The sequence below is a fragment of the Pseudomonas sp. A-RE-22 genome (assembly GCF_019956035.1).
GTDB lineage: Bacteria > Pseudomonadota > Gammaproteobacteria > Pseudomonadales > Pseudomonadaceae > Aquipseudomonas > Aquipseudomonas brassicacearum.
The window spans coordinates 1-21,341 of record NZ_JAHBCZ010000003.1 but is presented as its reverse complement, the minus strand read 5'-3'; the positions used below and the strand labels follow the sequence as shown (position 1 = coordinate 21,341).

22 protein-coding genes are annotated in these 21,341 nt (G+C 60.4%); 11 read left to right on the top strand and 11 right to left on the bottom strand.

Annotated elements, in window-relative coordinates; all coding sequences use genetic code 11:
- Positions 1–21 precede the first annotated feature (21 nt).
- The 3 genes from ehuC (at position 22) to ehuA (ending at position 2,203) form a co-directional block, all read left to right on the top strand.
- A complete protein-coding gene (gene ehuC / locus KGA89_RS01740; RefSeq protein WP_204127525.1) occupies positions 22–681 on the top strand; it encodes an ectoine/hydroxyectoine ABC transporter permease subunit EhuC in 660 nt (219 codons plus the stop codon).
- Positions 678–1,334, top strand: coding sequence for an ectoine/hydroxyectoine ABC transporter permease subunit EhuD (gene ehuD / locus KGA89_RS01735; protein ID WP_003205383.1), 657 nt, complete (start codon positions 678–680; stop codon positions 1,332–1,334). The genes ehuC and ehuD overlap by 4 nt, the downstream gene beginning before the upstream one ends.
- Positions 1,335–1,408: 74 nt before the next feature.
- The gene (gene ehuA / locus KGA89_RS01730) at positions 1,409–2,203 is read left to right on the top strand and encodes an ectoine/hydroxyectoine ABC transporter ATP-binding protein EhuA (protein ID WP_223470419.1); all 795 of its coding nucleotides are present in this window, start codon (positions 1,409–1,411) and stop codon (positions 2,201–2,203) included.
- A 224-nt stretch (positions 2,204–2,427) separates the two neighbouring features.
- On the opposite strand, the gene KGA89_RS01725 is transcribed toward ehuA, so the two are convergent.
- Both KGA89_RS01725 and KGA89_RS01720 read right to left on the bottom strand, forming a co-directional pair.
- Entirely contained in the window at positions 2,428–3,162 is a 735-nt protein-coding gene (locus KGA89_RS01725; RefSeq protein WP_003205385.1) for an OmpA family protein, read from the bottom strand.
- A gap of 152 nt (positions 3,163–3,314) precedes the next feature.
- On the bottom strand, positions 3,315–4,490 hold the full coding sequence (locus KGA89_RS01720; RefSeq protein ID WP_223470358.1) for an aspartate aminotransferase family protein: 1,176 nt from the start codon (positions 4,488–4,490) through the stop codon (positions 3,315–3,317).
- Positions 4,491–4,589: 99 nt separating this feature from the next.
- Here KGA89_RS01720 and KGA89_RS01715 point away from each other — a divergent pair, with 99 nt between their 5' ends.
- From KGA89_RS01715 to KGA89_RS01700, 4 genes are all read left to right on the top strand, one after another.
- Complete coding sequence (locus tag KGA89_RS01715) at positions 4,590–5,507, top strand: LysR family transcriptional regulator (protein WP_223470357.1); 918 nt, start codon at positions 4,590–4,592, stop codon at positions 5,505–5,507.
- Positions 5,508–5,725: 218 nt separating this feature from the next.
- A complete protein-coding gene (locus KGA89_RS01710) occupies positions 5,726–6,739 on the top strand; it encodes a sensor domain-containing diguanylate cyclase (RefSeq protein ID WP_003205388.1) in 1,014 nt (337 codons plus the stop codon).
- Between the two features lie 91 nt (positions 6,740–6,830).
- Positions 6,831–7,574 (top strand): DUF72 domain-containing protein, encoded by a 744-nt coding sequence (locus KGA89_RS01705; protein WP_013694184.1) that lies wholly within the window; start codon positions 6,831–6,833, stop codon positions 7,572–7,574.
- A 121-nt stretch (positions 7,575–7,695) separates the two neighbouring features.
- On the top strand, positions 7,696–8,400 hold the full coding sequence (locus KGA89_RS01700) for a hypothetical protein (RefSeq protein ID WP_003205390.1): 705 nt from the start codon (positions 7,696–7,698) through the stop codon (positions 8,398–8,400).
- A 212-nt stretch (positions 8,401–8,612) separates the two neighbouring features.
- On the opposite strand, the gene KGA89_RS01695 is transcribed toward KGA89_RS01700, so the two are convergent.
- The 9 genes from KGA89_RS01695 to hmpA all read right to left on the bottom strand — a co-directional run bounded on the left by KGA89_RS01695 (position 8,613) and on the right by hmpA (position 17,042).
- Entirely contained in the window at positions 8,613–8,927 is a 315-nt protein-coding gene (locus KGA89_RS01695; RefSeq protein ID WP_003205391.1) for a helix-turn-helix domain-containing protein, read from the bottom strand.
- Complete coding sequence (locus tag KGA89_RS01690; RefSeq protein WP_223470356.1) at positions 8,924–9,268, bottom strand: toxin; 345 nt, start codon at positions 9,266–9,268, stop codon at positions 8,924–8,926. The genes KGA89_RS01695 and KGA89_RS01690 overlap by 4 nt, the downstream gene beginning before the upstream one ends.
- Before the next feature lie 139 nt (positions 9,269–9,407).
- The gene (cyoE, locus tag KGA89_RS01685; protein ID WP_223470355.1) at positions 9,408–10,295 is read right to left on the bottom strand and encodes a heme o synthase; all 888 of its coding nucleotides are present in this window, start codon (positions 10,293–10,295) and stop codon (positions 9,408–9,410) included.
- An 11-nt stretch (positions 10,296–10,306) separates the two neighbouring features.
- Positions 10,307–10,642: a cytochrome o ubiquinol oxidase subunit IV gene (cyoD, locus tag KGA89_RS01680; protein WP_003205394.1), complete on the bottom strand. Its 336-nt coding sequence runs from the start codon at positions 10,640–10,642 to the stop codon at positions 10,307–10,309.
- The gene (locus KGA89_RS01675) at positions 10,643–11,269 is read right to left on the bottom strand and encodes a cytochrome o ubiquinol oxidase subunit III (protein WP_003205395.1); all 627 of its coding nucleotides are present in this window, start codon (positions 11,267–11,269) and stop codon (positions 10,643–10,645) included.
- A 3-nt stretch (positions 11,270–11,272) separates the two neighbouring features.
- Positions 11,273–13,303, bottom strand: a complete 2,031-nt coding sequence (cyoB, locus tag KGA89_RS01670; RefSeq protein WP_003205396.1) for a cytochrome o ubiquinol oxidase subunit I — start codon at positions 13,301–13,303, stop codon at positions 11,273–11,275.
- Positions 13,304–13,306: 3 nt separating this feature from the next.
- Complete coding sequence (gene cyoA, locus KGA89_RS01665; protein ID WP_003205397.1) at positions 13,307–14,254, bottom strand: ubiquinol oxidase subunit II; 948 nt, start codon at positions 14,252–14,254, stop codon at positions 13,307–13,309.
- A gap of 775 nt (positions 14,255–15,029) precedes the next feature.
- Positions 15,030–15,539 carry a disulfide bond formation protein B gene (locus KGA89_RS01660; protein WP_003205398.1) on the bottom strand — a complete coding sequence of 170 codons (510 nt, stop codon included), beginning with the start codon at positions 15,537–15,539 and terminating at the stop codon, positions 15,030–15,032.
- 321 nt (positions 15,540–15,860) lie between these two features.
- Positions 15,861–17,042: an NO-inducible flavohemoprotein gene (gene hmpA / locus KGA89_RS01655; protein ID WP_003205399.1), complete on the bottom strand. Its 1,182-nt coding sequence runs from the start codon at positions 17,040–17,042 to the stop codon at positions 15,861–15,863.
- Positions 17,043–17,194: 152 nt separating this feature from the next.
- Between hmpA and norR the strand changes: the two genes are divergently transcribed.
- The 4 genes from norR (at position 17,195) to KGA89_RS01635 (ending at position 21,072) form a co-directional block, all read left to right on the top strand.
- On the top strand, positions 17,195–18,751 hold the full coding sequence (norR, locus tag KGA89_RS01650) for a nitric oxide reductase transcriptional regulator NorR (RefSeq protein WP_223470354.1): 1,557 nt from the start codon (positions 17,195–17,197) through the stop codon (positions 18,749–18,751).
- A 160-nt stretch (positions 18,752–18,911) separates the two neighbouring features.
- A complete protein-coding gene (locus tag KGA89_RS01645) occupies positions 18,912–19,814 on the top strand; it encodes a chemotaxis protein CheV (protein ID WP_003205401.1) in 903 nt (300 codons plus the stop codon).
- 101 nt (positions 19,815–19,915) lie between these two features.
- The gene (locus tag KGA89_RS01640) at positions 19,916–20,242 is read left to right on the top strand and encodes a hypothetical protein (protein ID WP_223470353.1); all 327 of its coding nucleotides are present in this window, start codon (positions 19,916–19,918) and stop codon (positions 20,240–20,242) included.
- Between the two features lie 80 nt (positions 20,243–20,322).
- Positions 20,323–21,072 (top strand): YkgJ family cysteine cluster protein, encoded by a 750-nt coding sequence (locus tag KGA89_RS01635; protein WP_027911437.1) that lies wholly within the window; start codon positions 20,323–20,325, stop codon positions 21,070–21,072.
- The last annotated feature ends 269 nt before the right edge of the window (positions 21,073–21,341 follow it).

Sequence of the window (21,341 nt, the reverse complement as noted above, 5' to 3'; positions counted from 1 at the left end):
CACCGGACATTGGGTTGAACCATGGGCGAATTACTTCCGTTATTGATACAGGGGGCCTGGGTCACGCTCCAGGTGACCTTCTTCGGCTCGCTGCTGGCCATCGTCGCGGCGGTGCTGGCAGCTCTCGGGCGACTCTCGCCGTGGCGAGCGTTGCGCTGGTTTTCCATCACCTACATCGAAGTGTTCCGTGGCACCTCGCTGCTGGTGCAATTGTTCTGGCTGTTCTTCGTGCTGCCGCTGCCACCCTTCAACGTTGAGCTGAGCCCTTACGCCGTGGCGATTGTCGGCCTGGGCCTGCACATCGGCGCCTACGGTGCGGAAGTGATGCGCGGCGCCATCAGTTCGGTCGCCAAGGGCCAATACGAAGCCTGCACGGCGTTGAACTTCAGCGGTTTTACGCGCTTCAAGCGGATCATCCTGCCCCAGGCGTTGCTGGCGGCGATTCCACCGGGCACCAACCTGTTGATCGAGCTGCTGAAGAACACCTCGCTGGTGTCGCTGATCACCTTGTCGGACCTGAGTTTCCGGGCGCGGCAGTTGGATCAGGCGACCTTCCAGACCCTGGAGATCTTCAGCCTGGCCCTGGTGATGTATTTCATCCTCGCCCAGGCCATCAACTTCGGCATGCGCCACGTCGAACGACGACTGAGCCGGGGCCGGATGCGTGGAGGTCTGTCATGACGCTGTTCGACTGGTCCTATGCCGCACAAATCCTGCCGGACCTGCTGCGCGCCTCCCTCAACACCGTGGGCATTACCCTGATCGGTTTCCTGATCGCGATTGTCCTGGGATTGTTCCTGGCGATTGGCCGGCGCAGTCGCAAATTCTGGCTATCGTGGCCGGCCACCGCGGTGATCGAGTTCATCCGCAGCACACCGCTGCTGATCCAGGTGTATTTCCTCTACTACGTGCTGCCCAACTACGGCTTGAGCCTGACGGCCATGCAGGTTGGCATCCTCGGCATCGGCCTGCACTACGCCTGCTACATCGCCGAGGTCTATCGCAGTGGTCTGGATGCGGTGCCGCGGGCGCAGTGGGAAGCGGTGACGGCACTGAACATCGCGCCGTACGACGCCTACCGCAACATCATCCTGCCCCAGGCGCTGCGTCCGATCGTGCCGCCGCTGGGCAATTACCTGGTGGCAATGCTCAAGGACACGCCGGTGCTGTCGGCGATCACCGTGGTGGAGATCATGCAGCAGGCCAAGAACATCGGTTCCGAGAATTTCCGCTACCTGGAACCGATCACCATGGTCGGCCTGTTCTTCCTCGCTCTGAGCCTTGCCCTGGCTTATCTGGTACGGCGCCTTGAAACGCGCATGGAGCTACGCTAATGACTTTACCCCTGTCCACGCCCACCGACTTGTCCCGGCGCAGCACGCTGGCGTCGCAGCAGGAGGCCCCGGCCATGCAAGATCCAACAACGTCCCGGCCGATCGTGAGTTTCCAGGACGTGACCAAAAGCTATGGCAGCTTCACCGTGCTCGACCATCTGAACCTGGATGTCGCCCCCGGTGAAAAGGTCGCGATCATCGGCCCCAGCGGCTCGGGCAAGTCCACGCTGCTGCGGGTGTTGATGACCCTGGAAGGTATCGACCAAGGCCAGATCCGCGTCGAGGATGACTCCCTGACCCACATGCCCAACCGCAACGGCGTGCTGGTGCCGGCCAACGACCGACACATCCGCCGGGTGCGCGGCAAGATCGGCATGGTGTTCCAGAGCTTCAACCTGTTTCCCCACATGACCGCGCTGCAGAACGTGATCGAGGCACCGGTGCAGGTGCTGGGCATGAACCCGAAAGAAGCCCGGGAGCGCGCCGCCGACTTGTTGGAGCTGGTAGGGCTGGGCAACAAGCTCGAGCATTACCCGTCGCAGTTGTCCGGCGGCCAGCAACAACGGGTGGCGATCGCCCGGGCGCTGGCGATGCGGCCCAAGGTGATGCTGTTTGACGAAGTGACCTCGGCGCTCGACCCGGAGCTGTGCGGCGAAGTGCTGAATGTAATCCGCAAACTGGGGGCCGAACATAACCTGACGATGCTGATGGTGACCCACCAGATGGGCTTCGCCCGGGAATTCGCCGACCGGGTGTGTTTCTTCTACAAAGGGCAGATCCACGAACAGGGCACCCCGGCGCAGATCTTCGAGAACCCGCAGCAGGAGCGTACGTGTGCGTTCTTGAGTGCGGTAAAAGAGGCGAATTGATCCCCTTGTGAACACCTTTGGGCGAGGAGACTTGTGGGAGCAAGGCTTGCCCGCGATGAAAGCGATGCGGTCTTTCAGAAAATCGAGGCGCCTGTTTAGCGAGCAAGCTTTGCTCCCACAAATCCCCTCGCCACAAATGGCGGCATCAGGCGGATAGAAACTGACAACCACAAAAAAACGGGGGCCCTGTTTCCAGAGCCCCCGTTTCATTTGCCGCCCAGCCGTTATGGGTATTGCTGGTAAGTCTGGCCCTGCTGCGCCGGTGCCTGGTACTGCTGGCCGGGAATGGCCTTGAGGTTGACCTCGACACGACGGTTTTGCGCACGGCCATTGACGTCGGCGTTGCTGGCCACCGGGTTGTCCGGGCCGGCGCCACGGGCCGACAGGTTGGCACCGCTCACGCCCTGGGACGTCAGGTAGGTCGCCACGCTCTGCGCACGACGCTGGGACAGGTCCATGTTGTGCTGCCGGCTGCCGGTACTGTCGGTGTAGCCGACGATTTCAATCTGGTTCTGGTTGAACTCCTTCAGGGAGTTGGCCAGGTTGTTCAGCGGCTGGTAGAAGCTGGAGGCGATGTTCGCCGAGTCGGTGGCGAAGGTGATGTTGCCCGGCATGATCAGCTTGATCTGGTCGCCCTGGCGCTGCACTTCAACGCCGGTATTGGCCATGCTCGCACGCAGCTTCTTTTCCTGCTGGTCGGCGTAGTAGCCGTAACCGGCCGCGGAAGCCCCCACCACCGCTGCACCGATCAACGCACCCTTGCCCCGGTTATCGTGACCGATGGCCGCACCAGCCAACGCCCCCGCCAGTGCACCGAGGCCACCATACTTGGCGGTTTTGCTCATGCCCGAAGATTCGGTAGAGGCCTGGCCCTGGTTGTCATAGGGGTTAGGTGACGCACAGCCGGACAACAGGGCCACAGCGGTAGCGACAACGATCAAGCGACGCGAGGTGAACATGAAGATGCTCCTGGGTTTTCAGTCTGAATGCCAAAGTGTAGGCAATCGACTCTGGCAGGCGTTGGAACGCGGCAATCGTTAAAAATTCCGTCGCGCTGCGTTGCGCTTCGCCCGGCTGACCGATAAAAAACCGGCGTCCGGGCGAACGCCCCTCACCCTTGTGCCAGAGAGCGGCTCACACCCCGGACAATCATCTCCACTTCCCGCCCATCGATCGTCAACGGCGGCAGCAGGCGGATGGTCTGGCCCCGAGTGATATTGATCAGCAGGCCGTGATCCCGGGCGGCACGCAGGGCCAGGTCGCGAACCGGCTGCTTGAGTTCAATGCCGATCATCAACCCCTGGCCGCGAATCGCCAGGACATTCGGGTTGTCCGCCAACTCGGTACGCAGCCGGCTCAGCAACTGTTCGCCCTGATGCCTGGCGTTGTCCGCCAGCGCTTGTTGCTCAATGATCTCCAGCACCGTGCAGCCGACCCGACAGGCCAGTGGATTACCGCCAAAGGTGCTGCCATGGCTGCCAGGGGTAAACAGCTCGGCCGCCTTGCCCCGTGCCAGGCAGGCCCCAATGGGCACGCCGTTGCCCAGGCCTTTGGCGAGGGTCATGACGTCCGGCACGATGTCCTCGTGCTGGAACGCGAACCATTGGCCAGTGCGACCGATGCCGGTCTGGATCTCGTCGAGCATCAACAACCAGGCGCGCCGGCTGCACAGTTCCCGCAGGGCCTTGAGATAGCCCGGCGGGGCGAGTTGCACACCGCTTTCGCCCTGGATCGGTTCCACCAGTACTGCGACGATGCGCTCGGCATGAGCCTGCTGGATCGCTTCCAACGCTGCCAGATCGCCGAACGGCACCTTGATGAAATCCCCCGGCAAGCGGTTGTAGCCCAGCCGCACGGACGGGCCGTCACTGGCGGACATCGTGCCCAATGTGCGCCCGTGGAACGCATTGTCCATGACCACCACCAACGGCTGCTCAATGCCTTTATGCCAGCCATAGAGGCGCGCCAGTTTCAGTGCGGTTTCGTTGGCCTCGGCACCTGAGTTGTTGAAAAACACCCGATCCAGCCCCGACAGCTGAGTGAGCTTTTGCGCCAGGCGTTGCTGCCAATCGATGCTGTACAGGTTCGACGTGTGCAACAGCAGGCCGGCCTGCTCGCTGATGGCGGCCACCAGCCGCGGGTGGGAGTGGCCGACATTGGTCACCGCCACGCCCGCCACGGCATCGAGGTATTCGCGGCCGTCCTGGTCCCACAGGCGCGTACCCAACCCATGGGTGAAACTCAGCGCCAGGGGTTGGTAAGTGGTCATCAGGCAGGCAGCGGTCATGGCATCAAGCTCCATTTGGTTGGTTTTTTCCAGTATGGTTAGCCACCAAGGCTGGATAAACTCCGCTTTACTTCAATCATTTAAAAGCTGAGCTTGATAATGGACTTGTTCCAGGCGATGACCGTTTACGTGAAGGTGGTAGAAACCGGAAGCCTGACGGCGGCGGCCCACGCATGCGAAATGTCCACCACCATGGTGGGCAATCATCTTCGTGCACTGGAGCAACGTCTCGGCGTACGCCTGATCAACCGTACGACGCGGCGCCAGCGCCTGACCGAGTTCGGCTCGGCCTACTACCAACGCTGCCTGGAAGTGCTCGGGCTGGTGGCCGATTCCGAGCGCCTGGCCGAGCAGACCCAAGGCGAGCCCAGCGGCACCCTGCGCATCACCGCGCCGCTGACCTTTGGCACCGAGCGCCTCGCACCGGCCCTGGCCGAATTCAGCCAGCGCTTCGCCCAGGTCAAGCTCGACGTGGTGCTGACCAACCAGCGTCTGGACCTGCTTGAGCATGGATTCGACGTCGCCATCCGCCTCGGCCATCCCGACCCGAAACTGATTGCCCGTCCGTTGGTGGACTACACCCTGACCGTCTGCGCCTCTCCTGCCTACCTGGCGCGGCGCGGCACACCGGAAAAACCCGCGGACCTGCAACTGCACGACTGCCTGTCGTTCGCCTATTCGGCAGCAGACGAATGGCGCTTCGCCCAGGACCACTGGCCGATCAACGGCCCGGAGGGCGAGATCAAGGTCCCGGTGAACGGGCCGATGCTGATCAACAGTTCCTCGGGCCTGCATCGCGCCGCCCTGGCCGGGATGGGCGTGGTCATGCTGCCCGATGCGCTGGTGGCACAGGATCTGAAGGATGGACACCTGGTGACGTTGTTGCAGGGCTACCAGTTGCCCCATCGCCCAATGAGCCTCATGTACGCGCAGGATCGCTACCGTTTGCCAAAACTGCGCAGTTTTGTCGAGTTCGCGCTGGAGAAATGGGGCAAACCCCCAACACCAGCCGAATGATGTTGTGGCGAGGGGATTTATCCCCGCCGGGTTGCGCAGCAACCCCAAGGCTATCGGTCCACATCGGGGGCCGCTACGCGACCCAACGGGGATAAATCCCCTCGCCACAAAAGCGAACCCCGCCTGAACATCCCCCCGCTAGTGCCTCTCGCCCCCCATCAGCTACTCTTCCTCCTTGGACGAGCATTTTGATATCAAGGCTGATTGAGGGAACGACGATGGGAGATGCCTCGAACATCGATATGCTGCGGTTCGACCTGTCCGATCTGGACGAAGGCGTACTGCACACCATCCTGGAACTGGTCAGCGATGGCATCTGGGACTGGAATGCCAACACCGGCTTCGTCTACCGCAACCCCGGCTGGTACACGATGCTTGGCTACCAGCCTCATTCACTGGACAACACCGTGCTGACCTGGGAGAGCGTGATCCACCCGGATGACTATCCACGGGTCATGGCGTTGTTCGACGACTACCTGGAACACCGATCCCACGTCTACCAAGCCGAATACCGCTGCCGCACCCACGACGGTTCCTACATCTGGATCGAGGATCGCGGCTACGTGATCGCCCGTAACCCAGACGGCACGGTGGCGCGCATGATCGGCGCCCATCGCAGTATCGATGACAAGAAACGCCTGTTCGAACAACTGGAACGGCGCAACAAATCCCTGGAAGCCGTGATCGAAGAACGCACCCGCGAACTGTCCCGGGTCAACCATCAGTTGCAGATCCAGCTCGACGAAAACCGCAAGCTTGCCGAAACCGACGCCCTGACCCGGGTCGCCAACCGTTATCGCCTGGACCAGGCGCTGCCGCTGGCCTGTGAGCGCGCGCAGCGTTTTCGCGAGCCGTTATCGCTGATCGCCATGGACGTGGATGATTTCAAGGACATCAACGATCGCTACGGCCACGCCTTTGGCGACGCAGCGTTGATACAAGTGGTGCAGAGCGTCAAGCGCTGCGAGCGCGGCGGCGACTTGCTGGTTCGCTGGGGCGGTGACGAATTCATCATGATCTTGCCCAACACCACCCTGGCCGACGCCCGCCTGCTGGCTGAGAGCATTCGCCGGGGTCTGTCCGACCTGCTGCCGGTGGGCGACTTCCAGATCACCATGAGTTTTGGCGTGGTGCAGCGACTCGAGGATGAACAGCACGCCGTGTTGCTGCACCGGGCGGACCAGGCGCTGTATCGCTCCAAGATGTCGGGCAAGAATGTGATTTGTGAATGAACCGAGCCCAGGCCCGAAGGCAAAAAAGAATGCAGACATGAGGCGCTGCCAACGGTCATAGGCTGTATCCCTAGCAATCAGGCTTTCACCCTTGCCGACTCGACCGCCCTCCCTCTCACGCCTTTACCTGGGCTGCGCCGGCTGGTCGCTGCCCCGGGAGCACTGGCCGGCCTTTGCTGTCGACGGGACTCATTTGCAACGCTATAGCAGCCGATTCCCGGCCGTGGAAATCAACAGCTCGTTCTACCGCCCTCACCGTCCCGCCACGTATGCAAAGTGGGCAGCCAGCGTGGCCCGGGATTTTCGTTTCTCGGTCAAAGTGCCCAAACAGATTACCCATGAACGGCGACTGATCGACTGCGAAGGGCTTGTGGATGAATTCCTCGGGCAATGCTCGCAACTGGGAGAACAGCTTGGTTGCCTGTTGATTCAGTTGCCACCGTCGCTGGCCTTCGATGCCGCAGTGGCCGGGGGGTTCTTCAAGGCCTTGCGGGACCGTTATCAGGGTTACGCAGTGCTTGAGCCGCGACACCCGAGCTGGCTCATGCCCGAGGTCGCAGCGATGCTGCAAGACGAATGCATCGGCCGTGTCGCAGCCGATCCGTCCCCCTTGCCCGGCGGCGATCAACCCGCAGGCTGGCCCGGCATTCGCTACTATCGCTTGCACGGCTCACCACGAATTTACTACTCAGCTTACGAAGACGCCCGGCTGGAGCACCTCGCCCGAACGTTGAAAGCCGACCCCGACACGCCGACCTGGTGCATCTTCGACAACACCGCCAGTGGCGCCGCGACGCCGGATGCGTTGCGGCTGATGGATTTGCTGCGCGACTGAAATAGACACCGGTGACCGGTCCGACCGTGACAACACCGCCCGCGTCCAATAGATTAGGCGACCGGAAAAAAGCTCAATGCCTTTCTCGCCTCATCCCGCTAACAGAAGTAGTGAAATTTCAATGTCCGATTCCAACACCGCTGAATCCTTAGTCACCCTGTCGTCCAAAGCGGAATACGAAAACTCCATCAATCTTTCACAGCATCTGCCCCAGGCCAAAACCATCAGCGAAATGGTCCTCGATGCGTTCCAGTCGAATCGCGAAAGCGACCAGATCCGCGAACTGCGCAACGCCATCCGCCAGGCTCACGATGCGTTCGACGACGACAAGGCCTATGAACTGATGGGCCAGCTCAAACAACTCAAGGACGCCGAAGCCGCCGATTTCGCGGCCCTGGAAGACCTGAGCAGCCGCTTCCCGATCAGCCGTATCCTCTCCAGCTACAAGGACGACCCGTCGTTCCAGGAACTGGTCTACGGCCTGGCCCTGAAAGTACTGAACCAGACCCACCAGGCCATCAGCAACCCGAGCGGCAGCAAGGGCAAGGCCTCGCGGGCCAAGAAGGAAGCCGAAGTGTTTGTTATCAGCAAGGATGGCATCAGCGTCACCCTGCCCCTGCGCACACCACGCTCCAAGCCGAACGTCGACCGCGAGGCCTTCGAGTTCCTGGGCTTCAATTTCGTAGGCGAAGGCGACGAAGCCGAGCTGGAAAGCGAAACCTTCCTGGACAACGACGGCACCGAACAACAGGCCACCCGCAAAAGCATCGTCACCGCCCTGCAACAGCAGAAAGCGTTCGATGGCTACAGCATCGCCCAGCAATAAGCCCATGTGGGAGCGAGCTTGCTCGCGATCGATAGTCCCCACGCTCCGCGTGGGAATGACTCCTCGGACGCTCCGCGTTCGGCTCTTGGGGGACGCAGAGCGTCCCAGGCTGCATTCCCACGCGGAGCGTAGGAGCGATCCTCCAGGCAGTGGCCATGAAAAAGCCCCGCGCTTCTCTCGAAGGCGGGGCTGTTTTCATGGATATGAGCTGATCAAACAGCGCCAAGCCGTTCGACCATATCTGGAAACTTCTCGACCAGCTTGATCAACAAAGCCGCCTGGGCGTTAGGCTTGGACTTCTCCTGCTCCCAGTTCCTGAGCGTACCTGGACTGGTCCTGATGCTCTTGGCGAAAACGGCTTGAGACATGTGGAGCTTGTCGCGCAACGCCACGATTTCTTGGGCAGACACCTCGGGAACCGGTTTGTCTTCGATCGATATCTGGCGAAGGGTAATCTTGCCCTCCCGGTGGGCGGCCATCTCCTCGACGCCTTGCATCATCTCGGCAAACAGATCGCGCTTTTTCATAAGGTACCTCGTACTTTCAACTCAGCTTCTATGGCGCGTTTGAGCGTCTTCTCTTGCTCGGAGGTCAGGTTTTCCAACTCGTCCTTGTCATAAATCGCGAACATCCAGAACTGACGATCGTTCATGAGCCAATAGTAAATAACGCGCAACCCGCCTCGCTTCCCTTTACCACGACGTTCATCGAACCAGCGCAGCCTACGAAAGCCGCCGGTACGTGGCATGACGTCACCAACCTCTGGATGCTGCAGCATATAGGACTGAAGCAGGCGATACTCATCATCAGTCAGGTAATGGCCAACCGTGTCGGTGAATGTAGTCGTTTCAAAAAATAGGGTACGCATGGCAGAAACTATAGGCAAATTGCGCATAGTTCAACAAACCATAATCTATTGCGACGAATGACAGCCAATCCACACCTCACCTCAACAAAAAGCCCCGCGCTTCTCTCGAAGGCGGGGCTTTTTTTGTGGCGTCTGAAGCTTAAGGCGCGTAGGTCAGCAGCAGCTCACTCGGCACCTTGAAGTCCAGGGACATCATGACGCTCAGGGCGGTGATGGTGAAGATCGAGAACACGAACAGCTTGCGTGCCCAGACCGTGTCATCCACCGCCTTGTAGCCGGTCCAGGCCATGTACAGCCAGTACATGCCCATGGCGGCGGCGACGGCGAGGTAGCTCATGCCGGCGTAGCCACTGAAGGTCAGCATCAAGGTCGCAACGAGGAAGGCCAGGATGTAGAGCAGGATGTGCTTCTTGGCCACCCGGATACCGCGCTTGACCGGCAGCACCGGAATCGAGGCGGCCAGGTAGTCGTTGAAGCGGAAGATCGCGATGGCGTAGGAATGCGGCATCTGCCAGAGGCTGAACATCACCAGCAGCGTCACCGCAGCCATGTCGAAGCTGTTGCTTACCGCCACATAGCCGATCACCGGCGGCATCGCCCCCGACAGGCTGCCCACCAGCGTGCCGTGGACCGACTTGCGCTTGAGGTACAGGCTGTAGAGGCCGACGTAGATGACAAAACCGATCACCGCGAACAACGCAGCCAGCGGGTTGGCCACCCAGTACAACAGCGCCACGCCGGCCACGCCCAGCACCGTGGCGAACGCCAGGGCCAGTTGCACCGGAATCAGGCCCTGGACCAGCGCCCGATTCTTGGTGCGTTCCATCTTGATATCGATGTCACGGTCGATGCAGTTGTTGAACACACAACCGGACGCCACCACCAGGGAAGTGCCGATCATCGCCGCCAGGAAGATGGCCAGATCGACATGCCCTTTCGAGGCCAGGAAAAACCCGCCTGCCACAGAAAGCACGTTACCGAAAATGATCCCCGGCTTGGTGATTTGGATAAAGTGCTTCAGGGACATCCGGACTTTCCTCAGTGCGCCATCATGTTGGTGTGGATGCTGAACATGATCCACAACGACAGGCCAACCAGCAGGACAATCACGATCGCGGCAAAGACAAACGCGACCACGTTGTTACGTTGGGCGGCGGAGCGGTCCAGGTGCAGGAAGTACACCAGGTGCACCAGTACCTGGACCACGGCGAAGATCAGTACGATCCACAGGGTCAGGCTCTTGGGCAGCGATGGGTACATCACCAGGCCGAACGGAATGACGGTCAGGATCACCGACAGAATGAAACCGATGGCGTAGGACTTGACGCTGCCGTGGCCGGCGTCGTGGCCATCATGGGAATGTGCGTTAGCCATTTACAGGGTCCCCATCAGATAAACAACGGTGAATACGCAGATCCACACCACGTCCAGGAAGTGCCAGAACAGGCTCAGGCAGCTCAGGCGTGTCTTGTTGGTGGCGGTCAGGCCGTTTTTCTGGACCTGGTACATCATGATCGCCATCCAGATCAGGCCGCTGGTCACGTGCAGACCGTGGGTGCCGACCAGGGTGAAAAACCCGGACAGGAAGCCGCTGCGGTTAGGGCCGTAGCCCTCGGAGATCAACATGTGGAACTCGTTGATCTCCATGCCGATGAAGCCGGCACCGAACAGGAAGGTCATGGCCAGCCAGCCCAGTACCTGGGTTTTCTTGCCCTTGAACAACGCCAGCATGGCGAAGCCGTAGGTGATCGAGCTGAACAGCAGCAGCGCGGTTTCGCCCAGTACGTACGGCAGTTCGAAGATGTCGTGGCCCGATGGGCCACCGGCGACGTTGTTAACCAGCACCGCGTACGCTGCGAAGATCGACGCAAACAGAATGCAGTCGGTCATCAGGTAGAGCCAGAAACCGAATACGGTCATCTCGCCCGAGTCGTGGTGATGGTCATCGTGCCCATGGTCATGACCATGGGCGTGTCCAACAGTGGTCACTAAGTTCGACATGGTTTAAGCCTGTTCCAACGAGGTTTCAACACGGGTGGCGGTGGCAGGGACTTTCCCGGCCGCTACCAGACGTTTGTGCTGCTCGGCTTCGATGCGCTCGATGACATCCACCGGCACCATGTAGCCCTGATCGTCACGGGCAGCATGGATAGCGAAATACACCACGGTGCCGACCAGGCTGGCGATGGCCAGCCACCAGATGTGCCAGATCATCGCGAAACCGAACACGGTCAGCAGCGCGCCCATGACCACACCGGTAGCGGTGTTGTTGGGCATGTGGATCGGCTCGTACTTGGCCGGGACCGGGTACGCGGTGCCGTTTTCCTTGGCTTCGGTGAACGGGTCGATGACGTCTGCTTTTGGCAGCACGGCGAAGTTGTAGAACGGCGGTGGCGAAGAGGTCGACCATTCCAGGGTATGGGCATTCCACGGGTCACCGTGGTCGCACATGTTCTCTGGCTTGTTGCGATCGCGCACGCTGACATACAACTGGATCAGCTGGCAGGCGATACCAACAGCGATCATCACCGCACCGAACATGGCGACGTACAGGTACGGCACCCACTCAGGGTTGGTGGTGGTGTTCAGGCGACGGGTCATGCCCATGAAGCCCAGTACATAGAGCGGCATGAACGCGACGAAGAAGCCGGTGATCCAGAACCAGAACGCTGCCTTGCCCCAGCCTTCGTGCAGCTTGAAGCCGAACGCTTTCGGGAAGTAGAAGGCGAAGCCGGCGATGTAGCCAAACACGGCGCCACCGATGATCACGTTGTGGAAGTGCGCGATCACGAACAGGCTGTTGTGCAGCACGAAGTCAGCACCCGGGATGGCCAGCAATACGCCGGTCATGCCGCCGATGGCGAAGGTCACCATGAAGCCCAGGGTCCACATCACGTGGCTGGTGAAACGCAGGCGGCCCTGATAGATGGTGAACAGCCAGTTGAATAGTTTCACCCCCGTCGGGATCGAAATCAGCATCGTCGCCAGGCCGAAGAAGGCGTTGACGCTGGCGCCCGAACCCATGGTGAAGAAGTGGTGCAGCCAGACCATGAAGCCCAGTACCGAGATCGCGCCGCTGGCGTAGATCATCGAGTGGTGGCCGAACAGTTTCTTGCCGGAGAAGGTCGAGATGACTTCGGAGAAAATCCCGAACGCCGGGAGGATCAGGATGTACACCTCAGGGTGACCCCAGGCCCAGAACAGGTTGACGTACATCATCGGATTGCCACCAAGTTCATTGGTGAAAATGTGGAAATCCATGTAGCGGTCAAGCGTCAGCAGAGCCAGGGTAGCGGTCAGGATCGGGAAGGAAGCGACGATCAGGACGTTGGCCCAGGTGCAGGTCCAGGTGAAGATCGGCATGTCCATCAGCTTCATGCCCGGGGTACGCATTTTGACCACGGTGGCCAGGAAGTTGACCCCCGTCAGCGTTGTACCCAACCCGGATAGCTGTAGCGCCCAGATGTAGTAATCCATCCCCACGCCCGGACTGTATTGCAGGCCCGACAGCGGTGGATAGGCAACCCAACCGGTCTTGGCGAATTCGCCAACGCCCAGGGACAGGTTGATCAGCACTACGCCGGAAACCAGCAACCAGAAGCTCAGGGAGTTCAGGAACGGGAAGGCGACGTCACGGGCGCCGATCTGCAGCGGCACTGCAAGGTTCATCAGGCCGGTGAAGAATGGCATCGCCATGAAGATGATCATGATCACACCGTGGGCGGTGAAGATCTGGTCATAGTGTTCAGGCGGCAGGTAGCCAGGCGAACCCTCGGTGGCCATGGCCAGCTGGGTACGCATCATGATGGCGTCGGCAAAACCACGCAGCAGCATGACCATGGCGACGACGATGTACATCACGCCGATTTTCTTGTGGTCGACCGATGTCAGCCACTCGGTCCACAGGTAGGTCCACTTCTTGAAGTAAGTGATCCCCGCGAACAGCGCCAGACCGCCGAGTGCGATGATGGCGAGGGTCACCATGACAATCGGCTCGTGGAACGGGATCGCTTCCCAACTTAATTTACCAAACATCGTTTACTCCTCTGCCCCGGCAGCTGAATGCGAACTCATGTCCATCCCTTCCATGTTGTGGGCCACTTCCTTCTCGTTCTTCTCGTGGTGCATCGGCTTGCCCGGATTCATCCCTTCATACTTGTCGATGATGGTCTGGAACAGGTTCGGCGTAACCGACGAGTAGAGTTCGACTGGATTGTTCTGGCTCGGCTTGGAAAGGGCTTCGTATTCAGCTTTTTCAAGCTGTTTAGGTGCCTTCTTCACATCGTTGACCCAGGCGTCAAAATCTTCCTGGGTCGTGGCGATTGCTTTGAACTTCATACCGGTAAAGCCCGCGCCGCTGTAGTTGGCGGAGATACCGTCGAGTTCGGCGTTCTGGTTGGCGATCAGGTGCAGCTTGGTCTGCATGCCCGCCATCGCATAGATCTGGCCGCCCAGGCCCGGGATGAAGAACGAGTTCATCACGGTGTCGGAAGTGACCTTGAAATTGATCGGCGTGTGGGCCGGGAACACGATCTTGTTGACCGTGGCAATGCCTTGTTCCGGATAGATGAACAACCACTTCCAGTCCATGGAGACCACTTCAATGGTGATCGGCTTGACGTCGGAATCCAGCGGACGATACGGGTCCAGGGCGTGGGTCGACTTGTAGGTGACGTAACCCAGGGCAATGATGATCAGAACCGGAATGGTCCACACCGCCACTTCGATCTTGGTCGAATGCGACCACTTCGGCGTGTAGGTGGCATTGGTATTGGTTGCGCGGTACTTCCAGGCGAACAGGAAGGTCATGACGATGACCGGCACAACGACCAGCAACATCAGCAGCGTAGCGGTGATGATCAGGTTTCGTTCATCCAGGCCGACCTGGCCCTTGGGATCGAGCAAGGTCATGTTGCAGCCTCCCAGCAGCAACGTGCCGAGCAGCGGCAACAAGCCTAGTAATCGGGGGTACCTGTTTTTACTCATCTCACGACCTCTAAAGCAGCTTGCGCAATGCAGTTGGGTTTTGATCGCCAACACTTCACCCTGCCAAGGGTTGGCATTTTCTTGGATTGAATAAGGGCTGCCCGTCGAACGTCAGCGGCTGTTCGACACATCCTGGGCCAGCAGTGAGTTCTTATTCGTTGGTCAAAGGCCTAGTTCAAGCCCAATTCCATTTGGTGCGGGTAGTTGGAGGCACCGACACCTGGGGTCGCATGGGGCGCTGGCGCCCTTCGACCACTCTCGTGCTCAAGCTTGAGCCGGGTCGGAAAATCGGTGCGGGCGATTGTAGTGAGCTGAGGCGCTGTAGACCATGTCTCATCTCGAAATAATTTTTATCCGATCCGGCAACAATCTTTCGCAGATATTGCAACAAGTCAGTATGTTATCGAAATTAATTCTCAACAAGAACCCCAAAAAACGTAGGGCTACTATGCCCGATTTAGACAGCTCGACAGGATCACGAAGAGCTTTTTTGCCCGGCAAGCGCCCAGTTTTCGGGGGCTCTGGCGCCCGACGCTTCGCTGTTAAAAATGCCTGCTGCAGGTGATACGCGTTTTGCGAAACCGGACGGCTTTTTGTTACAGGAAGGTGCGCTTAATTGCCCTCGAAAAGGCTGAGCGGCTCAAGATATGTGACAACATGTCGCACATTGTCGCAGGCTATTCTTGCCTCGGATCAAGGACGGTCCGGCTCAAGAGTGAAACGCAAAACGCCCCGGCTCTCCAGAAGAGAAACCGGGGCGTTTCATGAAGACGCTTCAGCGAATCTGTTTACGGTTACGTGACACCAGCAACGGCACCAGCACTACCGTCAACACGAAGGCCACCAGTGCCCATTGCGCCAGGGACAGACCCAGGATCGGTGGGTAGGGGGTGGAGCAAAAGCCATCGACCTGGAACCCCAGCGGAAAGATCTTCGCCAGCGGCAGGTCATCGACAATCGGTTGCAACACGTCGATGCCGCAACTGACCGCCGGGAAGAACTGGGTGTACACGTGATGCCCTGCCACCCCGGCACCGGCCAGGGCGCTGAGCACCACCAGGCCTTCGAAGATCGTCAGGCTGCGGCGGGTGCGCATGGCGGCACCGATGAAGGCGAAGATCGCGATCAGCAACAGCGCATAGCGTTGCAAGATACACAGCGGGCACGGCGCCTCGCCGAGGGCCACCTGCATGTACAGCGCACCGCCGATCAGCGCCAGGCAGATCAGCCCCAGCAGCACCAGATAGCGCCGCTCACGGCCTAACCGCATCATTTCCTCACTCATTGCGTTTCCCTTTGTCTGCATTGATCGACGCGCGGCACGGCGACGCTCGGGCGCGCGGTCGGATGCCCGAAGTCTACACGCAGACCATGACAGTGAACGAGCAGCGGGCGTCGACATTGAAGGGGAATAGACCTTGAGAAGGTTAAGTACGGATTAATTCTGGTCAGTTGGACCCAGGATGGACCTGCCGCCGCCATCGCGAGCAGGCTCGCTCCCACAGTTTTTTTGTGGTGTTCACAGGAATCGTGTCCACCGCAGATCCCTTGTGGGAGCGAGCCTGCTCGCGATGAAGGCAACCCGGTCTCCCGGTTTAGCGCGGCCTTATTCCAGTGCCGCCGCCGGGCCGAAGAATTCGTAACGGCTCTGCTGCTCCGGCACGCCCAAGGCCTTGAGGTGGCGCTTGACGGCGCCCATGAAGCCCTTGGGCCCGAGGAAATAGGCGTCCACGTCACGTTGCTGCGGCAGCCATTGCGCCAGTTGTTCCTGGCTCAACAGCCCCACCTTGTCGGCCGCTGGGCTCAAGCCGTCGTCTTCGTCGTAGCAGTAGAAGCGCTTGAGCTGCGGATGCCGCTTGGCCAGCTCGTCGATCCAGTCGCGGAAGGCATGGGCACGGCCGTTGCGCGCGCAATGAATGAAATGCACCGGCCGCTCGGTTTGCAGCGCCGCCTGCAACATGGCCAGGGTCGGGGTGATGCCGACACCGCCACTGATCAGCACCAGCGGTTTGTCGCTGGCAGTCAGGTAGAAATCCCCGGACGGTGGGAACAACTGGATGCGGCTGCCGACGTCGAAATGATGATGCAGGTGGTTGGACACCCGCCCGCCCGGCTCGCGCTTGACGCTGATACGGTATTGACCGTTGTCCGCCAGGGCTGACAGTGAATAGTTGCGGCGTACTTCCTCGCCATCGAGCATGAGCTTCATGCCGATGTACTGGCCTGGCTCGGCCAGCAGGATCGGGCCCTTGTCCGCCGGTTCAAAGTAAAACGAAGTGATCTCCGAGCTTTCCTGCACCTTGGCAGTCAGGATGAACTCACGCTCGCCACGCCAGCCGCCCGGCGCCTCGGCCTTCTTGTCGTACATGCCGGCTTCGGCGCCGATCAGGATATCGGCCAACTGGTTGTAGGCTGCGCCCCACGCCGCAATCACTTCGGGCGTGGCGATCTCTGCGCCCAGCACTTCGGCAATTGCTCGCAGCAGGCACGAACCGACAATCGGGTAATGTTCCGGCAGGATCTGCAGGGCAACGTGCTTGTTGACGATCTTCGCCACCAGATCGCCCAATTGATCGAGCTGGTCAATGTGCCGCGCATACATCAACACACCATTGGCCAAGGCCCGCGGTTGATCGCCACTGGCCTGGTGAGCCTGGTTGAACAATGGGCGCACCTGCGGGTATTCGGACAGCATCATGCGATAGAAGTGAGTGATCAGCGCCTCACCACCACTTTCAAGCAACGGAACGGTGGAGCGAATGATGGCGCGTTCTTCTCGACTGAGCATAGGGTGACTCCTGGCGTATGACCGATAACAGTTAGGTAAGTCTTATCAGTTTCCATGCCATAAATTTTTTCATTAAATATCAGATAGTTAAAAACAATGTAGTCATATCGACACGGCCCACCTTATAGTCGTTAAGACTACATGGAGTCATTATGACCGCAACCGCCCTGCTGACCTCCCTGCTACCACTGGTGGCCGATCTGTCCCGCGAACTGCCTGAAGGCGAACGTTATCGTCGCCTGCTCGGCACCTTGCGAACCCTGCTGCCCTGCGATGCGGCGGCGTTGTTGCGCCTGGACGGCGACTGCCTGGTGCCGCTCGCCGTGGATGGCCTGAGCACCGATACACTGGGCCGGCGATTCCGGGTCAGCGAACACCCGCGCTTCGAAGCGCTGCTGGCCAGCCCACAGCCCACCCGCTTCGCCGCCGACAGCGGCCTGCCCGATCCGTACGACGGACTGGTCGAGGGGCTCGCCGAACATCTGGAGGTACATGACTGCATGGGCTGCCCGCTGTTCGTCGACGAACGGCCCTGGGGCCTGCTGACCCTGGATTCGCTGGATCCTGAGCGCTTCGAGCCCATCGACCTGAGTGCCCTGCAAGCCTTCGCCAGCCTCGCCGCCGCCACGGTCAGCGCCGCCGAGCGCATCGAGCGCCTGGCCCTGAAGGCCGAGGACGAGCACCGCCGCGCCGAGGTCTATCGCCAGGCCAGCGGCCAGCAACCTCGCGACATGGTCGGCCAGAGCAAGGCCCACAAGCGCCTGGTGGAAGAGATCGCGCTGGTGGGCAGCAGCGACCTGACGGTATTGATCACCGGCGAAACCGGCGTGGGCAAGGAACTGGTCGCCCAGGCTATCCATGCCGCGTCGAAACGTGCCGAGCAGCCACTCATCAGCCTCAATTGCGCCGCCCTGCCCGATACGCTGGTGGAAAGCGAACTCTTCGGCCATGTACGAGGCGCCTTCACCGGGGCCACGAACGACCGGCGCGGCAAGTTCGAACTGGCCGACGGCGGCACCTTGTTCCTCGACGAAGTGGGCGAGTTGTCCCTGACCGTCCAGGCCAAGTTGTTGCGGGTACTGCAAAGCGGCCAACTGCAACGCCTGGGCTCGGACAAGGAACACCGGGTCGATGTGCGCCTGATCGCGGCCACCAATCGCGACCTGGCCGAAGAAGTGCGCAACGGCCGGTATCGGGCCGACTTCTACCATCGCTTGAGCGTGTATCCGCTGCAGGTGCCGGCGCTGCGCGATCGCGGGCGGGACGTGCTGCTGCTCAGCGGTTTTTTCCTGGAGCACAACCGTTCACGCATGGGCCTGGGCAGCCTGCGCCTGACCAGCGACGCCCAGGCCGCACTGCTGGCCTACGACTGGCCGGGCAATGTGCGCGAACTGGAACACCTGATTGGCCGCAGCGCCTTGAAGGCCTTGGGCCGGTGCGCGACGCGCCCGAAAATCCTCAGTCTCAGCGCCCAGGACCTGGATTTGCCCCAGGCGCCTGTGGACAACCCCATACCTTCGCCCATCAGCCCGGCACCGACCGCGCAGGGCGTAACCGGAGACTTGCGCGAAGCGGTGGACGAGTTCCAGCGCACGCTGATCGCTGCCTGCCTGGAGCGTCACCGGCACAACTGGGCCAGCGCCGCCCGGGAGCTAGGGCTGGACCGGGCGAACCTGGGGCGGATGGCCCGGCGGTTGGGGCTGAAATAGAAACCTGTGGATTGGCACACTCAAAGGAAATTTGAGCAAGTGAATTGGGTTGCCGACGGCTTTTGCCCTAAAGCCTGTCCCCAACGAGTCGATAACCCAATATCAAAAGCTGTTTTGGCGATCCTCGAGTTCGCCCCACCTTTTTCCACAGAAGGTTTTTATGTCTTCCAACAAAGCCCGCGCAGATTCACTTTCGCTTCTGCTGTTTACCTTGCGCAGCGGCAAGCTGATGGCAATCAACCTGCTCAAGGTCAGTGAAATCATTCCCTGCCCACCATTGACCAAGCTGCCGGAGTCGCATCCGCACGTCAAAGGCATCGCCACCCTGCGCGGGACATCGTTGTCGGTGATCGACCTGAGCCGCGCCATTGGCGAGCGACCGCTGGAAGACCCGGATGGCGGCTGCCTGATCGTCACTGACGTCAGCCGTTCCAAACAGGGTTTGCACGTGCAGGCGGTGAGCAAGATCGTGCATTGCCTGACCACCGACATCAAACCGCCGCCCTACGGCTCCGGCGGTGTGCGTTCGTACATCACCGGCGTGACCTCGGTGGACGGCACGCTGGTGCAGGTGCTGGATATCGAAAAGGTCATCCACGGCATCGCCCCGGCACAGATCGAAACCGCGCCGACCGAACTGAGCATGGAAGACGCCGAGGTGCTGGGCAACGCACGGATCCTGGTGGTCGATGACAGCCAGGTCGCGCTGCAGCAATCGGTGCACACCCTGCGCAACCTGGGCCTGCAATGCCACACCGCGCGCAGCGCCAAGGAAGCCATCGAGTGCCTGCTGGACCTGCAAGGCACGGCCGAACAGATCAACCTGATCGTCTCCGACATCGAGATGTCGGAGATGGACGGCTATGCCCTCACCCGGACCCTGCGCGAAACCCCAGACTTCGCCCACCTCTACGTATTGCTGCACACCTCGCTGGACAGCGCCATGAACAGCGAAAAAGCCCGGCTGTCGGGTGCCAACGGCGTGCTCACCAAGTTCTCTTCACCGGAACTGACCAAGTGCCTGATCACGGCGGCCAAGGCCGTTGCCGAGCAGGGTCACTGAGTCATATAGGTTGCTCGCTTCTGCGTTCACGCGTGGGGGCGATCACCGTCCGACAACCTCAGGCATACTCTTGTCCTGGCTTCCCGGAACAAGGCTCCCTGATGAAAATCCGTCTACTGATTCTCCTTGGCCTCACCGTCCTGGCCTCCCAGGCCCATGCCTCCAGCCCGGACGCCTGGGCCGCCCACGACAAAGCCGTGCTGGCCAGTTGCATCAAGGCCAGCGGCTTGAAGAGCGCCGAGCCGGTGGGTAACGCCGCTCAATTCGACGACCAAGTCGGCTACACCGCGCTGTTACTGCAAGGCCAATATCCGCAGAAACACATGAAAGGGGCGATCGGCACCGAGTTGTGCCTCTACCGCAAAAAAACCAAAACCGCCTATGTGACCGAGTGGGACTCGATCCGCCCGGCCGCTACCGACCGGTGAGTGGCGCATAACTTGCTTCGCACGGTCCATCACGGCGTTTTTCTGTCGCCGTTCCCCAGCTTTCTGCGACCGGGCGCTCAATGAACACAACGTTTTCCTGTGTAGGGTGCGGCAAATGCTGCACCGATCACCACGTCCCCCTGACCCTCGACGAGGCCCGGATGTGGGCGGACGACGGCGGCCAGGTGATTGTCCTGGTGGAAGCCTTCCTGCCCAACGGCCTCGGCCTGCCGGCAGGGCAACGCGAGCATGCCGAGCGCCGCTCGGCGGTGGTCCACAGCGGCAGCATCGAGGCCCTTGTGGCGATCACCTTTGCCGCCTACAACGTCGGCCGCTGTCGGAATCTTGACGATGAAAACCTGTGCCGCATCTATGAGCGCCGCCCCTTGGTGTGCCGCATCTATCCGATGGAAATCAACCCGCACATCCCGCTCAATATCGCCGTCAAGGAATGCCCTCCAGAGTCGTGGGAAACCGGGCCACAACTGATACTCGGCGGTGAACTGGTCGATCAGGAACTGGTCCGGTTGATCGAGCGTTCACGCCAGGCCGACCGTGAAGAGATCGCCATCAAGGACCGCATCTGCGCCGCCCTGGGCATCCGCACCACCGCGCTCAAGGGTGACGGGTTCACCGCGTATCTGCCGCAGATGAGCGCATTCGTGGCCGCCCTCGATCAGGCACGCCTGCAACCTGCGCAACAGCACACCAGTGAATGGCTGTTCCATCTGTCTGGCGATGATGTGGCCAGCCAGGTATTGGCCAGCGGCGCGCGGGTGGTCACTGAAGCGCCGATCAATTACGCCTTTATTTCGCTGCGGGCGGTATAAACCTAGCGACTCGCTCCCACATTCTACCTGGGGTGAGCCCCAATGCCTTGTCCACTGCAGGCCCCTGTGGGAGCGAGCTTGCTCGCGATGGCGGACTGTCAGCCGACATCCATGTTGAGTGGTCTACGGCTATCGCGAGCAAGCTCGCTTGTATGTTTAGACTTGAAGGGGTGGGCGGGACTAAAAGCTCGATTCCGACTCTAGCCAGTACGGACCGTGGGAGACTTCTCGTCCCGCCCTTTCTACCCAAAGCGCCAATAAGGAATTCA

Excerpts from the sequence above, each read along its gene's own strand:
- KGA89_RS01700 (WP_003205390.1), top strand. The coding sequence starts at position 7,696 with ATGTCCGATTCCAACACCGCTGAATCCTTAGTCACCCTGTCGTCCAAA.
- KGA89_RS01725 (WP_003205385.1), bottom strand. The coding sequence starts at position 3,162 with ATGTTCACCTCGCGTCGCTTGATCGTTGTCGCTACCGCTGTGGCCCTG.
- KGA89_RS01720 (WP_223470358.1), bottom strand. The coding sequence starts at position 4,490 with ATGACCGCTGCCTGCCTGATGACCACTTACCAACCCCTGGCGCTGAGT.
- cyoA (WP_003205397.1), bottom strand. The coding sequence starts at position 14,254 with ATGAGTAAAAACAGGTACCCCCGATTACTAGGCTTGTTGCCGCTGCTC.
- norR (WP_223470354.1), top strand. The coding sequence starts at position 17,195 with ATGACCGCAACCGCCCTGCTGACCTCCCTGCTACCACTGGTGGCCGAT.
- KGA89_RS01715 (WP_223470357.1), top strand. The coding sequence starts at position 4,590 with ATGGACTTGTTCCAGGCGATGACCGTTTACGTGAAGGTGGTAGAAACC.
- cyoB (WP_003205396.1), bottom strand. The coding sequence starts at position 13,303 with ATGTTTGGTAAATTAAGTTGGGAAGCGATCCCGTTCCACGAGCCGATT.
- ehuA (WP_223470419.1), top strand. The coding sequence starts at position 1,409 with ATGCAAGATCCAACAACGTCCCGGCCGATCGTGAGTTTCCAGGACGTG.
- KGA89_RS01695 (WP_003205391.1), bottom strand. The coding sequence starts at position 8,927 with ATGAAAAAGCGCGATCTGTTTGCCGAGATGATGCAAGGCGTCGAGGAG.
- ehuD (WP_003205383.1), top strand. The coding sequence starts at position 678 with ATGACGCTGTTCGACTGGTCCTATGCCGCACAAATCCTGCCGGACCTG.
- cyoE (WP_223470355.1), bottom strand. The coding sequence starts at position 10,295 with ATGTCCCTGAAGCACTTTATCCAAATCACCAAGCCGGGGATCATTTTC.
- KGA89_RS01645 (WP_003205401.1), top strand. The coding sequence starts at position 18,912 with ATGTCTTCCAACAAAGCCCGCGCAGATTCACTTTCGCTTCTGCTGTTT.
- KGA89_RS01690 (WP_223470356.1), bottom strand. The coding sequence starts at position 9,268 with ATGCGTACCCTATTTTTTGAAACGACTACATTCACCGACACGGTTGGC.
- ehuC (WP_204127525.1), top strand. The coding sequence starts at position 22 with ATGGGCGAATTACTTCCGTTATTGATACAGGGGGCCTGGGTCACGCTC.
- KGA89_RS01635 (WP_027911437.1), top strand. The coding sequence starts at position 20,323 with ATGAACACAACGTTTTCCTGTGTAGGGTGCGGCAAATGCTGCACCGAT.
- KGA89_RS01660 (WP_003205398.1), bottom strand. The coding sequence starts at position 15,539 with ATGAGTGAGGAAATGATGCGGTTAGGCCGTGAGCGGCGCTATCTGGTG.
- cyoD (WP_003205394.1), bottom strand. The coding sequence starts at position 10,642 with ATGGCTAACGCACATTCCCATGATGGCCACGACGCCGGCCACGGCAGC.
- hmpA (WP_003205399.1), bottom strand. The coding sequence starts at position 17,042 with ATGCTCAGTCGAGAAGAACGCGCCATCATTCGCTCCACCGTTCCGTTG.
- KGA89_RS01640 (WP_223470353.1), top strand. The coding sequence starts at position 19,916 with ATGAAAATCCGTCTACTGATTCTCCTTGGCCTCACCGTCCTGGCCTCC.
- KGA89_RS01710 (WP_003205388.1), top strand. The coding sequence starts at position 5,726 with ATGGGAGATGCCTCGAACATCGATATGCTGCGGTTCGACCTGTCCGAT.
- KGA89_RS01675 (WP_003205395.1), bottom strand. The coding sequence starts at position 11,269 with ATGTCGAACTTAGTGACCACTGTTGGACACGCCCATGGTCATGACCAT.